Annotated in this window: 16 protein-coding genes; 8 read left to right on the top strand and 8 right to left on the bottom strand. The window is 66.8% G+C overall.

Annotated features, from left to right (window positions below; genetic code table 11):
* The first annotated feature begins 69 nt into the window (after positions 1-69).
* Positions 70-768, top strand: coding sequence for a nucleotidyltransferase family protein (locus D4765_RS16345; RefSeq protein WP_136643387.1), 699 nt, complete (start codon positions 70-72; stop codon positions 766-768).
* A gap of 16 nt (positions 769-784) precedes the next feature.
* Here the strand turns inward: D4765_RS16345 and D4765_RS16350 are convergent, their stop codons facing one another.
* From D4765_RS16350 to D4765_RS16365, 4 genes are all read right to left on the bottom strand, one after another.
* Positions 785-1,780 (bottom strand): MurR/RpiR family transcriptional regulator, encoded by a 996-nt coding sequence (locus tag D4765_RS16350; RefSeq protein ID WP_201799352.1) that lies wholly within the window; start codon positions 1,778-1,780, stop codon positions 785-787.
* Positions 1,734-3,068 carry an allantoate amidohydrolase gene (locus D4765_RS16355; protein WP_136643388.1) on the bottom strand — a complete coding sequence of 445 codons (1,335 nt, stop codon included), beginning with the start codon at positions 3,066-3,068 and terminating at the stop codon, positions 1,734-1,736. The genes D4765_RS16350 and D4765_RS16355 overlap by 47 nt, the downstream gene beginning before the upstream one ends.
* Positions 3,065-4,375: a pyridoxal-phosphate-dependent aminotransferase family protein gene (locus D4765_RS16360; RefSeq protein WP_323512875.1), complete on the bottom strand. Its 1,311-nt coding sequence runs from the start codon at positions 4,373-4,375 to the stop codon at positions 3,065-3,067. Before D4765_RS16360 ends, D4765_RS16355 begins: the two co-directional genes overlap by 4 nt.
* A gap of 73 nt (positions 4,376-4,448) precedes the next feature.
* Complete coding sequence (locus D4765_RS16365; protein WP_201799353.1) at positions 4,449-5,561, bottom strand: acetamidase/formamidase family protein; 1,113 nt, start codon at positions 5,559-5,561, stop codon at positions 4,449-4,451.
* Positions 5,562-5,651: 90 nt separating this feature from the next.
* On the opposite strand from D4765_RS16365, the gene D4765_RS16370 reads away from it, so the two are divergent.
* A complete protein-coding gene (locus tag D4765_RS16370) occupies positions 5,652-6,386 on the top strand; it encodes a YoaK family protein (RefSeq protein ID WP_237280508.1) in 735 nt (244 codons plus the stop codon).
* Between the two features lie 121 nt (positions 6,387-6,507).
* Here the strand turns inward: D4765_RS16370 and D4765_RS16375 are convergent, their stop codons facing one another.
* The gene (locus tag D4765_RS16375) at positions 6,508-7,326 is read right to left on the bottom strand and encodes a phosphonatase-like hydrolase (RefSeq protein ID WP_237280509.1); all 819 of its coding nucleotides are present in this window, start codon (positions 7,324-7,326) and stop codon (positions 6,508-6,510) included.
* Between the two features lie 18 nt (positions 7,327-7,344).
* Here D4765_RS16375 and D4765_RS16380 point away from each other — a divergent pair, with 18 nt between their 5' ends.
* Positions 7,345-8,508, top strand: a complete 1,164-nt coding sequence (locus D4765_RS16380) for a TIGR03364 family FAD-dependent oxidoreductase (RefSeq protein WP_136643390.1) — start codon at positions 7,345-7,347, stop codon at positions 8,506-8,508.
* A gap of 41 nt (positions 8,509-8,549) precedes the next feature.
* On the opposite strand, the gene D4765_RS16385 is transcribed toward D4765_RS16380, so the two are convergent.
* Entirely contained in the window at positions 8,550-9,998 is a 1,449-nt protein-coding gene (locus D4765_RS16385; protein ID WP_136643391.1) for an aspartate aminotransferase family protein, read from the bottom strand.
* 204 nt (positions 9,999-10,202) lie between these two features.
* Here D4765_RS16385 and D4765_RS16390 point away from each other — a divergent pair, with 204 nt between their 5' ends.
* From D4765_RS16390 to D4765_RS16410, 5 genes are read left to right on the top strand one after another with little or no spacing between them, the layout of a single operon-like run.
* Positions 10,203-11,342, top strand: a complete 1,140-nt coding sequence (locus tag D4765_RS16390; RefSeq protein WP_136643392.1) for an ABC transporter substrate-binding protein — start codon at positions 10,203-10,205, stop codon at positions 11,340-11,342.
* Positions 11,343-11,349: 7 nt separating this feature from the next.
* On the top strand, positions 11,350-12,276 hold the full coding sequence (locus tag D4765_RS16395) for an ABC transporter permease (protein ID WP_136643393.1): 927 nt from the start codon (positions 11,350-11,352) through the stop codon (positions 12,274-12,276).
* The gene (locus tag D4765_RS16400) at positions 12,273-13,085 is read left to right on the top strand and encodes an ABC transporter permease (RefSeq protein WP_136643394.1); all 813 of its coding nucleotides are present in this window, start codon (positions 12,273-12,275) and stop codon (positions 13,083-13,085) included. Before D4765_RS16395 ends, D4765_RS16400 begins: the two co-directional genes overlap by 4 nt.
* Complete coding sequence (locus D4765_RS16405) at positions 13,082-14,164, top strand: ABC transporter ATP-binding protein (protein WP_136643395.1); 1,083 nt, start codon at positions 13,082-13,084, stop codon at positions 14,162-14,164. Before D4765_RS16400 ends, D4765_RS16405 begins: the two co-directional genes overlap by 4 nt.
* Before the next feature lie 53 nt (positions 14,165-14,217).
* A complete protein-coding gene (locus tag D4765_RS16410) occupies positions 14,218-15,762 on the top strand; it encodes a putative Ig domain-containing protein (RefSeq protein ID WP_136643396.1) in 1,545 nt (514 codons plus the stop codon).
* 138 nt (positions 15,763-15,900) lie between these two features.
* On the opposite strand, the gene D4765_RS16415 is transcribed toward D4765_RS16410, so the two are convergent.
* Positions 15,901-16,887: an Fpg/Nei family DNA glycosylase gene (locus D4765_RS16415; protein ID WP_136643397.1), complete on the bottom strand. Its 987-nt coding sequence runs from the start codon at positions 16,885-16,887 to the stop codon at positions 15,901-15,903.
* A 103-nt stretch (positions 16,888-16,990) separates the two neighbouring features.
* Positions 16,991-17,710, bottom strand: a complete 720-nt coding sequence (rnc, locus tag D4765_RS16420) for a ribonuclease III (protein WP_136643398.1) — start codon at positions 17,708-17,710, stop codon at positions 16,991-16,993.
* Positions 17,711-17,725: the final 15 nt, after the last annotated feature.

Below are 17,725 nucleotides of genomic sequence, written 5' to 3' on the forward strand. Positions count from 1 at the left end.
GGTGCGGTGTGGTGTGGACGGAAGATGGCGGAGTGGGAGGGCGGGAGGGCGGCAGCCTACGATAGGCGGATGGACGCGCAGCAGATCGGTGGCCTGCTGGTTGCGGCGGGGGCGGGCCGGCGAATGGGGCAGCCTAAAGCGCTGATACGGGGCGAGCCGGGCCGCGCGGGCACCGGGGCCCTGAGCGGCATCGAAAACGGCGACCGCGACGACGAGACGTGGGTTGTTCGCGGAGTGCGGGTGCTGCTGGCGGCCGGATGCTCACCCGTGGTCGTGGTGACAGGGGCTTCTGGCGATGCGGTCGAGCGCGTTGTTCGCGACGCATTCGCCGGAGACGAGCGAGTGGTGGTGCGTTGTGCAGAGCTCTGGGCTGACGGCATGTCGGCGTCGCTACGGGAGGGGCTGTCTGCGTTCGTCGAGGGCCATGGCTCGATGACGGGCGTGATCGTGAGGGGGGTGGTCGTGACGTTGGTCGATCTGCCCGATCTGGGGAGTGACGCCGTCGCGCGGGTGGCTGCGCGGGCCGTGTCGCTGAGTGGGGGCAACCCGGGGCAGGTCGAGGCGCAACTGGTGAGGGCTGTGTATGGGGGGCGGCCCGGGCATCCGGTGTTCATCGGCAGAGCGCACTGGTCGTCGATCGCAGAGCAGGTGCGCGGTGACACCGGTGCGAATGCGTATCTGCGGGCGAACGGGGTTGTCTCGGTCGAGTGCGGCGACCTCGGGAGCGGCGAAGACGTCGACAGCCGGCCGGCGTCGCCAGAACGGTAGCGCGGGCGGGCGGCGATCAGCCTGAGGGCGACTCGAGCTCGTGCAGGTCGGAGTAGAGGCGGTTGATGGAGGCAATGCGAGTTCGGGAGGTGCGGGCGGCCACGGCGAGGGTCTGGCTGGCCAGCACGGAGACGAGGCTGTTGGCGGCCGCGTAACTGTCGAGGGCCGAGACGGAGTCGACGGGGCACTCGAGCCAGGCGGAAGCGCGGTCGGAGAAGCGGCGAGCGGAGGGATCGGCGAGCAGCACGATGGGCACGCGGGCGGAGTGTGCGGCATCGAGAATCCGGGCGAAACCGTCGGGGCGGCGGCGGAATCCGATGACGATGGCTACATCGGTGGGGCCGAGGCCCGCGAGTTCCTCGCCGATCGACTGGCCGGGTTGGGGCGCGAGGCGCACGTCGGCGAGGCCCTGCAGGAGTTGCTGGCGAAGGTGGAGGGCGACGGGGTAGGAGTTGCGGAGTCCGATGACGACGACGCGGCGGGCGGCGGCGATGAGCGCTGCGGCGCGGGTGAGTTGCTCGACGTTAGCGGACGAGAAGGCATGGTGGATGTTCGACTGCTCTTGGGCGAGGTGAGCGGTGAGGGCGGCTGAGGCTCCGCCGAGCGGAACTCCTTCGGCGCGGAGAATACGAGCGTGGGCACGAACCTCCTTGGCGTCGGAGAACCCGAGGCGGCGAAAGAGGCGGCTGACAGTGGCCTTTGAGACGCCGCTGAGGCGCGCGAGTTCGGTGGCGTTGTAGACAGCGAGGTCGGCGAGGTGGGCGAGGATGAAGTCGGCCGCGCGCTGCTCTTGGGGCGAGAGGTCGACGTACGCCTCGTCGATGCGCTCGCCTATGGGTGCGGTGCTCATGGGTGCGGCCGTCGCTGCCGTCGCTGCCGCGCGGCTCGGGTCGTCGGGGGCGCGGGTGGAGTCGTTGTCGCGGATGCAGTCGACGAGAGCCGTCGCGGAGAGCGGGTGGTGGGCATCAGGAGGCTGCTGTGACCAAGGAGAGGATGGCCGCTTCGAAAGCATCGGTGGCGACGGCGACGTCGGCGGGGGTGACGTGTTCGTCGGGGTGGTGGCTGACGCCGCCGCGGCACCGGATGAAGAGCATCGCGATGTCGGTGACGTCGGCCACGGCCATCCCGTCGTGGCCGGCACGGCTGAGGAGCAGGAGTGGCTCGGCGGGCGAAGCGGTTGCGGCGCGGATGCCGGCGGCGACAGCGGCGCGCAGGTGCGGTGCGCAGGCGACGGCGGGAGCGTTGTGGGTCTGGGTGACGGAGACGGTGAGGCCGCGGGCACTGCAGAGGGCGGTCATCGCGGCGTCGATCTCAGTCCAGACACGGTCGCGATCGGAGTCGGATGCGGCACGCAGGTCGAGGCTCAGGTCGACGCGGCCGGGGATGACGTTCACGGCATTCGGGAAGACCTCGAGGTGGCCGACGGTGGCGATGAGGCCAGCGTCGCGGGCGGTGCGCTCGATGAGGGTGACGATTTCGGCGGCGCCAGCGAGGGCGTCGTGGCGGCGATCGAAGGGAGTGCCGGAGTGTCCGGCGACACCGGTGACGGTGATGGCGAATCGGCGGGCTCCGGCGATGGAGGAGACGATACCGAGCGGCTGGCCTGCCTCTTCGAGGTACGGGCCCTGCTCGATGTGGGCTTCGAGGTAGCCTACGAGGTCTTCGGGGCGGCGGGCAGCGGCGCCGCGGAAGAGCGCAGAGTCGGTCGCCGGCGCGAGGGCGTCGGGGTCGAGGCCGAAGGCGCTATAGGCGTCGCGAAGGGTGATGCCATCGTCGTCGGTGAGGTCGAGCCAGGCAGGGTCGAAGGTTCCGGCGAGGGCGCGGCTGCCGAGCAGGGCCCGGCCGAACCGGGTGCCCTCCTCGTCGCCGAACGCGACCACCTCGAGGGCGAACGGCAGGTCGATGCCGAGGGTATTGAGGCGGTCGACGACGGCGATGGCGGTGAGAACTCCGAGGATTCCGTCATACCGCCCGGCCGAGGGCACGGTGTCGAGGTGCGAGCCGAGCAGGAGGGCGGGCAGGCCGGGTGTGCGGCCTTCGAGGCGACCACACTGGTTGCCTGCCGGGTCTTGCCAGGTGGTCATGCCGGCCTCACGCATCCAGCCTGCGGCGAGCGCGTTCACTGCGCGATGCTCGTCGGTGAGGTAGACGCGCCGAATCAAGCCGTTCGGCAGGGTCGAGTAGGCGGCAAGCTCGTCGCAGCGGGCCAGGATCGACAGCGCGCCAGTGCGGTCGATGACGGCGGGAGACGCGTCGTGGTTCGCGCCGGCAGCGGCAGCAGCGGCAGTAACAGCTGTCACGCGGGCACGCCCGCCGCAAGCGCTGCGCCAGCCGCGTCGAGGTCAGCCTCCGCCTCAGCGTCGGCAGCGGCCGCATCGCGCGCCTCGTCGGCGTAGAAGTCGTAGGCAGCGCCCACTCCCCCGCCTGCGGTCGGCGCCGCGCCGGCACGCCGCAACACCTGCTCGAGCGCCGACAGGGTGGTGAGCACGGTGTCTTTGCGAGCGTTGTAGCCCATGGTTCCGATGCGCCAGACTTTGCCGTGCAGGGGGCCGAAACTGGTTCCGATCTCGATGCCGAAGTCGTCGAGCAGCTCAGCGCGAACGGCGTCGCCCGAGACCGTTTCGGGGATGTACACCGCGGTGACGTTGTTCATGCGGTGCGATTCGTCGCCGAAGACGCTGAGGCCGAGGCCGCGCAGGCCTTCGTGCATGGCGCCGCCGTGCATCCGGTGCCGTTCGACAGCACTGTCGATGCCCTCGTCGACCAACAGCCTCGCGCATTCGCGTGCGCCGTAGAGCATGGTCGTGGCCTCGGTGTGGTGATTGAGGCGTTTGGGGCCCCAGTAGTCGAAGATCATGGCGAGGTCGAAGTAGTTCGAGCGAATGGGGCTCGACGTGACTTCGTCGTCGGCCGACCGGATGCCCGCTTCGATGCTCTTGCGCGAGTTGATGAGGTCGACCGCGCGAGGCGAGAACGTGGCGGGCGCCGAACCGGAGGGGCCGGCCAGGCACTTCTGAAGGCCGGCGGTGACCGCGTCGAGGCCCCACGCATCGGCTTCGAAGGTGTTGCCGGCGAGGGATGCTGTGACGTCGGTGTAGAAGATGACGTCGTATTCGTTGCAGATGGCGCCGAGCTCGTCGAGCGGCTGGGCCATGGTGGTGGAGGTGTCGCCGTGCACGACGGCGAGGATCTTCGGGCGGGTGGTGCGGATGGCCCGTTCGATCTCCTCGGGGGTGAAGACGGTGCCCCACTCGCGCTCAATGACGTGCACCTCGGCGCCGCAGCGCTCGGCGATCTCCCGCAGCAGGTGCCCGAACCGGCCGAAGATGGGCACGAGAACGCGGTCGCCCGGCTCAATCATGCTCACGAGGGCGGCCTCGATGCCGGCGCGGGAGGTTCCGTCGATGAGCAGGGTCTGCTCGTTCGAGGTCTTGAACACGTCGCGGTAGAACCCCATGGTCTCGGTCATGTACGAGGTCATGGCGGGGTCGTACTGGCCCAGCAGTTGAGCCGACATGGCGCGCAGCACTCTCGGGTCGGCGTTGATGGGGCCGGGGCCCATCAGGAGACGCGCGGGAGGATTGATGGCCTGAGTCGACTGTTTCACTGTCTCAGTATATGCAACATATGTTTCAGATGGGTTACGGGTGGGCGGGTCGACTGTGGCAGGCGTGCTGTTCTTAGCGGGCGCGTTGTGCGTGCAGGTCGAGGCCGGCGAAGTCGCTGACCCGGATGCGCGCGTGCACGCCCTTCACGATGTCGACGACCTGCGAGATGTTGAAGTCGGTGGCGGCGCTGAGGTAGGCGTAGGCGAGATGCGGATCCATTTGGTAGCGAGCGCCGAGGAGCCCGATGGCTGCCCGCACGCAGTGCTGAACGGCCTCGTCGAGGTCGACGCTCATGCCGGTGGGCACGAGGAACTCGGATGTTTCGGCGAGCGGGCCGATGAGGTGCCCGAACTGCTGCAGGGCATCCGGTTGGCTGACGAGTTCGAATCGAACCGTGACGCGCAACGAGGCTTCCATTGCGGTGAGGGCAACCTCGCCGTCGCCCTGGGCGAAGTGCGGGTCACCGACGTAGGCGAGGGCGCCGTCGACCTGCACGGGGATGTAGAGCGAGTTGCCGGCCGTCAGCAGGTTGATGTCGATGTTGCCGCCGTGGGAGCCAGGCGGAACCGAGTGCGGGCGGGTGTCGCCCGAGACGGCGACGCCCATGATGCCGAGGAACGGTGCAAGCGGGAAGCGCACTATCGGGGGGCCGCCCGCGACGATGGGCAGCGTGCCCACCTGGCGGCCGTCAGGGTCGAGATCGACCTCGGAGTAGACGCTGACCGACTCGAGGCCCTGCGGGAACTCGCCGGGCAGCGCCCCCCTGCTGTGGCGGTTCGAGATGACGCCGTAGGGCACGCGCGGAAGCGCTTCGACCAGGGTCATCTTGAGCAGGTCGCCGGGCTTCGCGCCACGGACTCGGATGGGGCCGGTGACCACGTGCGGGCCGTCGACTGCCCGGTCGCGGGGGTAGTCGGAGGCCGCGATGGCAATGGCGTCGTCGAGCACAAAATGGGCATCGACGCCGTTCGCCTTGAAGAACCGGCGGGGGTCGCGGCCCTGGTCTTCGAGGATGCCCTCGTGGCTGAGGGTGTCGATGGTCACCTCGTCGCCCGAATCGATGTCGAGAACTGCGCTGTCGGCGGCGCACGGGAGGCGCCCCCACAGAACATTGCCGCCGGTCGCAGGCAGATAGTGTTGTGAGCGAATCGCACCGCTCCCGGGCTGGAGTGGGTCAAGGATCATGGTCAGATACGCCTTCCGTCGACGTTTCGAGAGTACCGGCAGCCGCCGACTCCCGTCGCCGCCGGGAGCCCTCCCTCGATAGGAATTCCCGTGCTTCGACGCCTCGGCACCAACACCGACAATCTGCATCTCGCTCTGATGCTCGCCCTGACCTTCTCCACCGGGGTCGTCGACGCCGTCGGGTACCTCGGGCTCGACCGGGTGTTCACCGGGAACATGACCGGCAACGTGGTGATTCTCGGAATGGCGCTGGCCGGCGGGGATGGCCTGCCCATCATTGGGCCCATCATCGCGCTGCTCTCCTTCATGCTCGGCGCGGTCATCGCCGGCCGGGTTCTGCGGCCGATCACGAAGGGGTGGACGCATCGGAGCACCTCGCTGCTGACCGCGGTTGCGGTGCTCATGGTGGCACTGGCGGTGACGCTGATGGTTTTCGGCGGCACGCCCCCCAAGCCGCAGGAGTACGTCGTCACGCTCTTCCTTGCGCTGGCGATGGGGATTCAGGCGGGAACGGCGCGGCACATTGCGGTGAAAGACGTGACGACGGTGGTGGTGACGTCGACGATCACCGGGTTTGCGGCCGATTCGAGGCTGGCGGGCGGCAAGGGGCAGCCGTGGATTCGGCGGGGATCGGCAATCGTGTTGATCGCGGCGGGAGCTGCGGTGGGAGCGCTGCTGCTGCGGCTGGGTCTGGGCTGGGGGGTGTCGCTGTCGGCGCTGATCACGGTGGGGGTGGCGGTGCTGGGGCACGTCGGCACCCGCCACTCTGCGAACTCCCCCGAACCCGAGGTTTCTCTTCCCGCCTCACCACACCCCCGGAGTTGAGGTACGGGTTTTACTCGGTTCTCGGGCACGCAGGCGTACGAAACCCGCACCTTTTCGGGGGCGGGGCGGGTGCGAGAGGCGAGGGGCGAGAGCGAGGAAGGACAGCCGGTGGGTGGGTGGGTTAGAAGAGGGCGGAGAGGGTGAGCAGGTCGGCGGCACTGTCGAGAATGGCGTGGTGCGGATGCTCGGCGAGCTCGGCCCGCGTAAGGCCTCCGGTGAGCACTCCTATGCCCCGCACGCCGGCGTGGTGAGCCGCGAGGAGGTCGACGACCGTATCGCCGACCGCGAGCACGGTGGAAACGTCGGCCGCGCCAACCCTCTCCATGGCGTGATGGATCAGGTACGGCGCAGGGCGACCGCGGACCACGTGAGACGTCGTCACGACCGCATCGAGGAGGTGCGAGCATCCGGAGCCGGCGCTCCACCCGAGTGATTCCAACAGGGGGCCAGCGACGTCGTCGGAGAAACCCGTGGTCAGCGCCACCGCGACACCCCTGGCAGCGAGCTGGCGGAACAGCTCTTCGACGCCTGGTAGCCCGACCGGCGGGTGTGCACGGTAGGAGTCCCCGAGAATCTGCTTGAAACGGTCGAACGCTGCCGCGACCCGCGGTGCTTCGGGCTCGACACCGCCGAGCCGCATCAGAGCAGTGATCGCCGCGACCTTGTCGGTTCCCATCCAGTTCTGCAGATCGTCGTCGGCGAGCGACGCGCCGGTCTCGACGACGGCATCGGCGAGCGCAACGTAGACGAGCCCATGGTCGTCGATGGTGGTTCCGGCCATGTCGAATGCGACGAGTTCGATCATGCTGTGGCACTGCCCTTCAGCGAAGACCGGTCGGCCCGCGCGCGCCCATTTCAGCAGCTTCGTCTGAACGGGTCGTGAACGCCGGGTGGCCGGATGCCCGCTGCCCCCGGTTCGGCTTGACTTCAGTTTCGGCACCGCGCAGTCTCGGTTACCGTGACCACTGTTTCTGCGATCGCCGAGTGCGACGTTCTCATTGTCGGTGCCGGAATCGTGGGGCTCGCCCATGCGGCCGAAGCGCAGCGGCGCGGGCTGACAGTACTCATCATCGATCGCGACAGCCGGGCGGTGGGAGCGTCTGTGCAGAATTTCGGGCACTGCTGCATTACGGCGCAGTCGGGCGACCTGCTCGAGTTGGCCCACGTTGCGCGCGAGCGGTGGCTGCACTTCAGCGAGGTGGCAGGATTCTGGTCGACGACGTCGGGAGCCCTGGCGGTGGCCCGCAGCGGCGAGGAGCTTGCGGTGCTCGATGAGCTCAGCGCGTCACGCGAGCGGGGCGAGGTAGAGCTTGTCGGAGCATCCGGAGCCCTGCAGCTTCTGAGCCGAGATGATGGCGACGCGCCATCGGGCGGGCCGCGGATTCTGGGCGGAGCACTGCTGCGGGACGATGTGCGTGTCGACCCGCGCGAGGCTGTCGGCACCCTCGCCGGCTGGCTTGGCGCGCAGCCCGGCGTCACCGTGTGGTGGCGCACCTCGTACCTCGGGAGTTCAGGCGACGGCGACGACCGGCTCGTACGCACCTCCCGGGGCGCCGTTCGCGCGGCCCGCACAATCGTGTGCGCAGGACACAACCTCGACTATCTCTACCCCGACGTCGCCGCCGAATTCGCGATCGAGCGGTGCGGGCTGCAGATGGCGCTCATCGAGGCGCCCGGTGGCCGGCGAATCTCTCCGGCCGTGCTGACCGGAACGTCGATGCTGCGTTACCCGGCCTTCTCTGAGACGGCGGCAGCGGGCGAGTTGCGCTCGACCATGCTCAGCGAGCACGGCGACCTGGTGTCGATCGGTGCGAATGTGATGTTCACCCAGCGCCCGGATGGGTCGATCATCGCGGGCGACAGCCACGTGTACGACCAGACCCTCGACGCGTTCACGACCGAGGCGACCTCTGAGCTGCTGCTGCGCTCGGTGGGCGAGGTGCTGGGGGTCGATGAGGTTCGGGTCGTCGAACGGTGGCAGGGCGTGTATGCCTCGAGCAGCCGCCAGCCGTATCTGGCGGTCGAAGTTGCCCCGAACGTCACGGCGGTGTCGATCACGTCGGGCGTGGGCATGACCATTTCGTTCGGCGTCGCCGTGCGCACGCTCGACGACCTCGTGTGAGACGGACTTTGTGAGACGACCGGGCTGAGGAGCGGCCCGCCTCAGCCCACCGCTTCTTCGAAGCTCGCGTCGAGAATGTCGAAGGCCTCATCGAGCTGATCGAGGGTGATGGTGAGGGGCGGCGCCAGCGTGAGAATCGACCCCATCGTGGTCTTGAAGCTGAGGCCGCGTTCGAGGGCGGCGTACATCACGGCTTCGGCGACGGCTGGGGCTGGTCTCGGCCTGTTGGCGAAGTCGCTGGGGCCGGCAGGGGCGCTGGGGCCGGCTGGCGCGCTCGGGTGGCTGGGGCCGGCTGGCGCGCTCGGGTCGCTCGGGTCGACGATCTCGAGGGCGAGCATCAGTCCGCGCCCGCGTACGTCGCCGATGACATCGTAGGTCGCGGCGAGACCGCGGGCGCGTTCAAGCGCGTGCTCACCGAGCCGCGCCGACCGCTCGACGAGGCCTTCGTCTTCGATGATCTGCAGCGTGGTGAGGCCGGCCCGTGCCATCAGAGGGTTCTTCTCGTGTGTGTAGTGGCCGAAGGCCCAGCTCCCGCCCACGTCGAATTCTTCGCGCGCCACGACGGCAGCGACCGGCATCGTCGCTCCACCGAGCCCCTTGCCGAGCACCAGAATGTCGGGCACCACTGCCTCGTGCTCTGAAGCGAACATGCGCCCCGTTCGGCCGAGGCCGGTGGGAATCTCGTCGAAGATCAGTACCGTACCTGTCTCGTCGCAACTGCGGCGAATGGATGCCCAGAAACCCGGTGCCGCCATCTCGGGTGTCGCACGCATCGGTTCGGCGATGACCGCCGCGACATCGCCCTGCACCCTCAGGGTGTAGTCGATGAGGCGTGCGAGCTCCCGGCCACAGTCGGGGGTGTGGGGCTCGTCGAAACGGTGCGAGGCGCCGAAGGCAGCACGAAAACAGCCGATCGGCGGCACGTGTTCGGTGCCCGACAGCAGTGGCCCGATGGGCCCGGAGCGAAACAGCTGCTCGCCGCCGACGCTCGCAGCGCCGAAACCTGCCCCGTGAAACGACTCCCAGAACGACAGCGTCTTGAAGCGACCGGTCTTGGCGCGCGCGAGTTTCAGGGCGACTTCGACGGCGTCAGAGCCGCCGGTCGTCAGAAGCACACGGGTGAGGGGCTCGGGCGTCACCTCGACGAGTTTCTCGGCGAACGCGGTGCTCACGGGGCTGGTGAACCGACGCGGTACGAACGGCAGATCGACGAGCTGCTTCGTGAGCGCGCTGACAAGACGCGGATGCCCGTACCCGATCTGGTGGGCCGAGTTGCCATGGAAGTCGAGGTAGCGCCGCCCGTCGGTCGCGATGAGGTGGACCCCCTCGGCCCCGGCGATGCTCGTGAGGCAGGGCGTCGAGACCGCCTGGTGAAGGTAGACAGCAGAGTCGCGCTCGAGGAGGGCGCGATCATCCGGAGCCCGTCGGTCAGACCAGTCGCGCCTCAGAAGCCCGGTATTCGTGTCGCTTTCGCTCTGTGCGGGTGGCATGCGGGGCCCTTCAGTCGTGAGTCTGAGGAAACGTACACCCTCGAGGCGGTCAGGAACGAGTGGTCTGCGGAGCTTTGCCAAGCGTTCATCTCTACAGAGCCTGCGCGACACCGCCAGAGAGCAGCATCAGATGATCGACCCGGCGCCTGAGAATTGTTTGCTTGCCCTAGAGCGAACGGCCGTGCGGTCGACCAGGAGGACACAGTGAACAGCAAACGTTTCATCGCGGGAGCGGCCCTTGTTGCCGCAACCGCACTCGCACTCACCGCTTGCGCGGGATCGAGCACACCGTCGGGCACGTCAGAAACGAGCGCGAAGACGGCAACCAGCGCCGCAGACGTGGGCGGAATGGACGCCCTTGTGACCGCCGCAAATGCGGAAGGCGCGCTCAACGTGATCACGCTTCCGCCGTCATGGGCCAACTACGGGAAGATCATCGCCGGCTTCCAGGCGAAGTACCCGAACATCAAGATCAACTCGGCGAACCCCGACGGCTCCAGCGCCGACGAGGTCTCAGCAGCAAAGGCCCAGAAGGGCCAGTCGACGGCACCCGACGTATTCGACATCGGTACCGCAGTGCTGCAGCAGAACCTCGACCTTGTCGCACCCTACAAGGTCGCCAACTGGGCCGACATTCCGGCTGACTACAAAGACGCCTCAGGCAAGTGGTACTACGACTACACCGGCCTCATGTCGGTGGGCTACGACTCAAAGGTCATCACCACGGCCCCCACCTCGATCAAAGACCTGCTCGGTTCGGCTTACAACGGCAAGGTCGCGATCAAGGGCGACCCCACCCAGGCCAACGAAGCGGCCAGCGCTGTGTACCTCGCGGCTCTGCAGAACGGTGGCACCGCTGACAACATTCAGCCCGGCATCGACTTCTTCAAAAGCCTGAAGGGTGCCGGAAACTTTCTCGCCGTCACCCCGACGCAGGCAACCGTCGCCTCGGGCGAGACCCCTGTTGTGCTGCAGTGGAGCTACAACAACCTCGCCTGGGGTTCCGCTGGCGGTTCGACCGGCAACCCCGACTACAAGACAGTGATCTTGCCCGGCTCGGCGCTCGGGAGCTACTACAACCAGGCCATCAGCGCCGACGCACCGCACCCCGCAGCCGCCCGGCTCTGGGAAGAGTACATCTACAGCCCCGAGGTTCAGAACCTGTACCTCGCCGCTGGCGCCTTCCCCTCGACGCTGACCGCGATGCAGACCGCCAAGACGGTCGACACTGCCGCTCTCGCTGCCGTCGGGGCTCCTCCGGCGAGCTTCGTTCAGCTCACCGCGACGCAGGCCACCGCGGCTGCAGGTCTCCTGAAGACCAACTGGGCTGCGGCGATCGGTTAGTGGAACGATGACCTCGACTGTCGTTGCACCCGTAACGCCAGCCGAAACGACTCGCGGCGCTGAGGCAACCCCTCGGCGCCGCGGTCTCACCTGGCTGGGGTTGGTGCCATTCGGCGCCTACGTCGTTCTCTTTCTGGCGATTCCCGCCGTGCTCGCCGTGGCGAGCGGGTTTTTCGACGCCGACGGCGCGTTCACCTTGTCGAACTTCTCGGCGTACACCAACCCGGCGATTCTCAACAACTTCTGGTCGTCGCTCTGGATCTCGGCGGTGACATCCATTCTCGGAGCCGTGTTCGGAGCCCTCATCTGCTTCGCTCTGCTGGGCACCAAAGCCGACAGGGCTCTACGGTCAACCGTCGACTCAGCAAGCAGCGTGCTCGCCCAGTTCGGCGGAGTCATGCTGGCTTTCGCCTTCATCGCCACCATCGGCGCGCAGGGTGTGCTCACGAAGTGGCTCATATCGCTCGGGCTCACCACGAACGTCTTCAACAGCTTCAACGGGAGCGGCCCGCTTCTCTACCAGGTACCTGGGCTGGTCATCCCGTACCTCTACTTTCAGGTGCCCCTGATGGTGCTCACCTTCATGCCCGCCATGGAGGGCCTGAAGTCGACGTGGGCAGAGGCGAACGCCACCCTCGGCGGCACCCGGTTCACGTACTGGACCCGCATCGGCATGCCGATTCTGGCTCCCGCCTTCTTCGGCAGCCTGATTCTGCTGTTCGCCAACTCGTTCTCCTCCTACGCCACGGCGGCGGCGCTGATCTCGCAGGGCGGCATCATTCCGCTTGCCATTCGCCAGCAACTCACGAGCGAGACGATCGTCGGAGTTGCGAACGTGGCCGGCGTACTCGCTCTCGGAATGGTTGTGGTGATGATTGTCTTGATGTCGGTCTATACGGCTCTGCAGCGGCGCGCATCGAGGTGGCGCCGATGAGCGCCGCGTCGTTCTCTGCGGAACCCCGCCGCGTGACGCGGTGGATCATTCTGGGAGTCGCTGCGGCCCTCTTCGTCATTCCCATTCTTGCGATGATCGAATTCTCACTGCGCGCCGGACAGACGGGCGGGTACGACTTCTCGCACTACGCAGCCATCTTCACGGCGGGGCGTGCGGGAACGTACGATGTGCTGTTCCAAGGCATCACGAACTCAATCGGCATCTGTGTCGTCACGGTACTGATCGTTCTCGTGCTACTGCTGCCGACCATGATCCTCGTCGAACTGAAATACCCGCGACTTCGCAGTGTGCTTGAGTTCATCTGCATTATTCCCATCACCATTCCGTCGATCGTGCTGGTGGTCGGGTTCATCCCGGTGTACTCGGTGGTCGCCCGGATGTTCGGCAGCAACCCCTGGACCCTCTCATTTGCCGTGGGAATCATCGTGCTCCCGTACGCGTACCGGCCGATCGCAGCCAACATCGCTGCGATCGAGATCGTCACCCTCACCGAGGCGGCGCGCTCGCTCGGGGCGGGCTGGGGGCAGGTACTCGGGCGGGTCATTCTGCCGAACCTGCGGTCGGGCATCCTGTCGTCATGCTTCATCACGATCGCTGTGGTGCTTGGTGAGTACACGATTGCCTCCTTTCTCAGTCAGAACACCTTTCAGACGGCACTCGTACTCGTGCAACACACCGACCCGTATGTGGCCGTCATCTTCGCAGTCTTCGCGCTGGTCTTCGCGTTCGTACTGCTTCTCATCATCGGTCGGCTCGGAAGCCTGGGCCGCAATCGGAGGTCAGCATGAAAACCAAGGAATCACCCGCCACCACTCGGGCTTCAGTGCCGACGCCCGTCGACGGAGCCAGCGTCGAGCTGCGCAATGTGGTCAAGTACTACGCCAACCAGCGCGCGCTGAATGGCGTCAATCTGTCGATGGCTCCCGGTGAATTCGTCGCACTTCTCGGCCCGTCGGGATGCGGCAAGACCACGGTGCTGCGTGCGCTCTCAGGGCTCGAATCGGTCACAGAGGGTCAGATCCGCATCGACGACACCGATGTCGTCAACACGCCAGTGAACAAACGCGACATCGGCATGGTGTTCCAGGCGTACTCACTGTTTCCGCACATGACGGTTCTGCAGAACGTGGAATTCGGGCTGCGGATGCGGCGAGTGGATGCGGCGAGCCGGCGCCGCAGGGCATCCGAATCCCTCGACATGGTGGGGCTCGCCAGTTTCGGGGGTCGGTACGCGCACCAACTGTCGGGTGGGCAGCAACAACGGGTGGCACTCGCGCGAGCCCTCGTGACCCGGCCGCGCGTGCTGCTGCTCGACGAGCCGCTCTCGGCGCTCGATGCCAAGGTGCGGGTGCAGTTGCGCGACGAGATTCGGCGCATTCAGACCGACCTCGGAATCACGACGCTGTTCGTGACGCACGATCAGGAAGAGGCGCTTGCCGTCGCCGACCGCGTCGCGGTGATGCGCGAGGGAAACATCGAGCAGATCGGTACGCCCGAAGACCTCTACACCAAGCCCGCGACGTCGTTCGTGGCTACGTTCATCGGCCTGAGCAACGCCATCGACGCCGAACTCGTCGGGTCAACCGTGCGTGTGTTGAACGCGGCGCTCCCGCTGCTCGGCACGGGCCCGGCTGAGGGGCTGGTCACCGCTTTCATTCGGCCAGAAGACATCTCGTTCGCTCCCACCGGCATCCCGGCAACCGTCGTCGCGTCGAGCTTTCTCGGCTCGTTGCGGCGCACACAGGTTCGGCTCGAGGGGGGCGAGCTGCTGTTCGTTCAACACGAGGTGCAGTTGCGGCCCGAGACGGGCGAGCGGATGTTCGTGCAGTTGCGCGGGCGGGCAGTGGCGGTGGAGGGGCGGAGGTAGGGGTTCTAGATACGAGGGTGAGAAATGGTCACGAATGCCGCTAGTATGCATTCATGAACTTTCGTCACGCTTCGCGCTCCCTGATTCTCTGCTCCGCTGCCGCGCTCGTCTTCGCGGCGACCCTGACGGGTTCGTCGGCCGCGTTCGCGACGACCAACACCTACACGACGTCTGCGACGACCACCGTGGGGCTACATCCGTTTGGCATTGCGGTCGACTCTGTAGAGCGCAAGGTGTTCGTCACGAACGATGGCGATGGCACGGTGACCGTGCTGAACGCTGACACCGGCGCGGTGATCGGTTCACCGATCACTGTCGGCACGCACCCCGAGAGGATTGCAGTGGATTCAGTGCGGCACCGGGCGTACGTGACGAATTCCTCTTCGCAAACAGTTCGCGTCATCGATACGCATACTGACAGCGTGATCGGTCTACCTGTTGACGTCTCAAACGGGTCATTCGCCGGAAACGTTTTCGGTGTTGCAATCGACCAGCAGAACGGCAACGGGTGGGTGGTGACCAATAACTCGGTGGTCATTGTCGACGGACAAAACCAGACTGTCGTTGCGCCTGTTATACCAATGAGCGGCTCAACTAACTCACAGATTGCCATCGATTCGGGCCGACGCAAAGCATGGGTCTCAAATTTTGACGCTGACACTGTGACCACGCTCGATCTAGACTCAGGCGCCAGGATCGGAGCCTCATTGCCAACTGGCGACGAGCCGAGTGGCATCTCACTCAACTCCACTACAGGATCAGTAGTCGTCTGCAGCTTCACGCAACCGATTCTGCGTACGTTCGACGAACGGACGAGAACTCAAGTCGGTTCAGACATTTCCCAGATGTGTTTCAACGTCCATAACGACGTGAATACCAACGACGTTCTTTCGAACTCGACGGGCGGCTCTTTCATTGACGTGCACGATGGCACACGCGGAACAACACTTGCTCAGATCCCCGCGGGCGCAGATACTCACGACTTTGCGATTGACCCGGTGACCGACAACATCTACGTGACGAATAGTTCGACGAACAAGGTGGTGGCGATACATCAGGCGGTGTCGCCCACGATTACGACGGTGGGGGCAGCGCCGGGGGGAACAGTGGGAAGTGGGTACAGCTTTGCGGTGACAGCGAACGGAACGCCGAGCATCCAGTATCGGGTGAGCAGCGGCACGCTGCCCGATGGGCTGTTGATCGACCCTGATAGTGGAGTGATTTCGGGCAAGCCTACGACGGTGGAGACGCAGACGTTCTCGGTGACCGCGAGCAATGGGACGGCTCCCGACGCCGTGGCGTCTTACACGATCGCCGTTGCGGCGGCTGTCGTCACGCCGCCGCCCACAACGACGCCTCCGACGTCGACAACCGACCCGACCAACACAACGGGCGGTACCGGGAGTGGCAGCGCGGGGTCGGGGAGCAGTGGAGGCGGTTCAGGATCGCAAAGCCACCTTGCCAGCACGGGCGTGAACGGCGAGAACACGGAACTCACCGCGTCACTGGCGCTGCTGGTGATGCTCGGCGGTGTTGCAGCCGTGCTCGGTCGCCAGCGCCGTACGGCACGGCGAGACCAGCGGGCTGACAGAGGCTGAGGGCACGCCCGCCGCGACTGACTGCGGAACGGGCGGCCGCAGTGATCGGCGTCGGGCTGGTTCGGCCTGGTTCGGGTCGGGTCGGCGGGAACGATCGGCGCCGTTAGGAACGGCGGGCGGCGGGCTGCGGGGGCTGCGTCAGGCGAGGCGGAGGCGCTGGCAGTGGGGGCAGAAGTGCGACGAGCGGTTCATGAACGACTCCCGGGTGATGAGGTGGCCACAGCGGGGGCAGGGCTTGCCCTGCTGGCCGTAGGCGTTGAGGGAGTGCGAGAAGTAACCTGAGGCGCCGTTGACGTTGACGTAGGTGGAGTCGAAGCTGGTGCCACCCTCGGCGAGTGCCTTCGAAAGAACGAGGCGGATCTCGGCGAGGAGGGTGCGGGCCCGGCGGGGCGAGAGAGTAGCGGTGGGCTGGGCGTAGTGGAGCCTGGCCGCCCAGAGGGCCTCGTCGGCGTAGATATTTCCGACGCCGCTGATGAGGGTCTGGTCGAGGAGCGCCCGCTTGATGCCGGTTTTCTTGCTCTTCAGCGCAGCGAAGAATGTGCGCTCGTCGAAGAACGGGTCGAGCGGGTCACGGGCGATGTGGGCGACCTGGCTCGGGATCGAGGCGAGCCACGTGGGCGCGAGAACAGGAGCCGTCGGATCTGCCTCGTCAGAAGGGCGAGCCGCAGCCGGAGCCGACAAATGGGCACCGGCGAGACCGGGGCCCGAGTAGCCGGCGGGGGCACCGTCGGGGGTGGGCACGAGGGTGTCGACCGCCATGGAGCCGAAGATGCGCTGGTCGACGAAGTTGACCCAGTGCTCGCCGAGCGACGGATGCTCGATGCTGAGGCGGATGCGGAGGAGGGCGGTCTCGGGGTGTCCGGGCACGCGGAGAAGAACCTGGCCACTCATGCCGAGGTGGGTGACGAGGGCGCGGCCGGAGGAGAGCGGGAACCACAGGAACTTTCCGCGGCGCACGGCGGCGAGCATCCGGTGCCCGGTGAGGCCGTCAGCGAAGGGGCCAGCGAGGGGACTGTGCCGTTTCAGGGAACGATCGTCGAACACTTCGACGCCGGTGATGAGGGCGCCCGTGACGGCCGGTTCGAGGCCGGCGCGAACGACCTCGACCTCGGGGAGCTCAGGCACGCGCGGCCGACCACGGTACGGCCCCGATCACGTCGGGCACGAGCGAGATGCGGGCTGGAGCGATGAGCAGCTGCCGCGCCTGGCGAGGGTCGGGAGCAGCACGTCAGACCGGAGTGGTGAGCAGCTGCTGCGCCTGGCGGGCGGCGAGCGATTCGGCCTGCTTCTTGCTCGAACCTTCGCCGGAGGCAGTGACGAGAGTGTCGCCTGTGGCGGCGACGGAGACGCTGACGGTGGCGATGAAGGTTTTGCGGTGGTCGGGGCCCGCTTCGGCCACATCGTAGACGGGTGCAGAGGCTCCGAGGGAAGCGGCAAGTTCTTGCAGGGTGGTCTTCGGATCCATCGACTCGCCGAACGTGTTCGGGTTCTCGATGAGGGGTTCGACGAGCCGCAGCACCAGTGCTGTGGCGGTTTCGCCCCCGAGGCCCAGGTAGGTGGCGCCGATGAGCGCCTCGACCGTGTCGGCGAGGATCGATGCCTTCGAGCGCCCGCCGGTGAGGTCTTCGCCGCGGCCGAGCAGCACGAACGGGCCGAGGCCGATCGTCGAGCCGATGCCGGCAAGCGCGACCGTACTGACGAGGCTGGCGCGGCGTTTGGCCAGCTCACCCTCTCCGAGTTCGGGGTACCGCGTGTACAGCATCACCGTGACGGCTTGCCCGAGAATCGAGTCGCCGAGAAACTCGAGACGCTCGTTGGTGGGCACACCGCCGTTCTCGTACGACCACGACCGGTGGGTGAGAGCGAGCTGCAGCAGAGCATCCGGAATCTCGACACCCAGGGTCGCCAAAAGATGCGCCCGGTTCGGTTCGGCCCTGACTTTCGTCATCGGCCGGCACCGTCG

This window comes from Subtercola vilae (assembly GCF_004923255.1).
GTDB classification, from domain to species: domain Bacteria; phylum Actinomycetota; class Actinomycetes; order Actinomycetales; family Microbacteriaceae; genus Subtercola; species Subtercola vilae.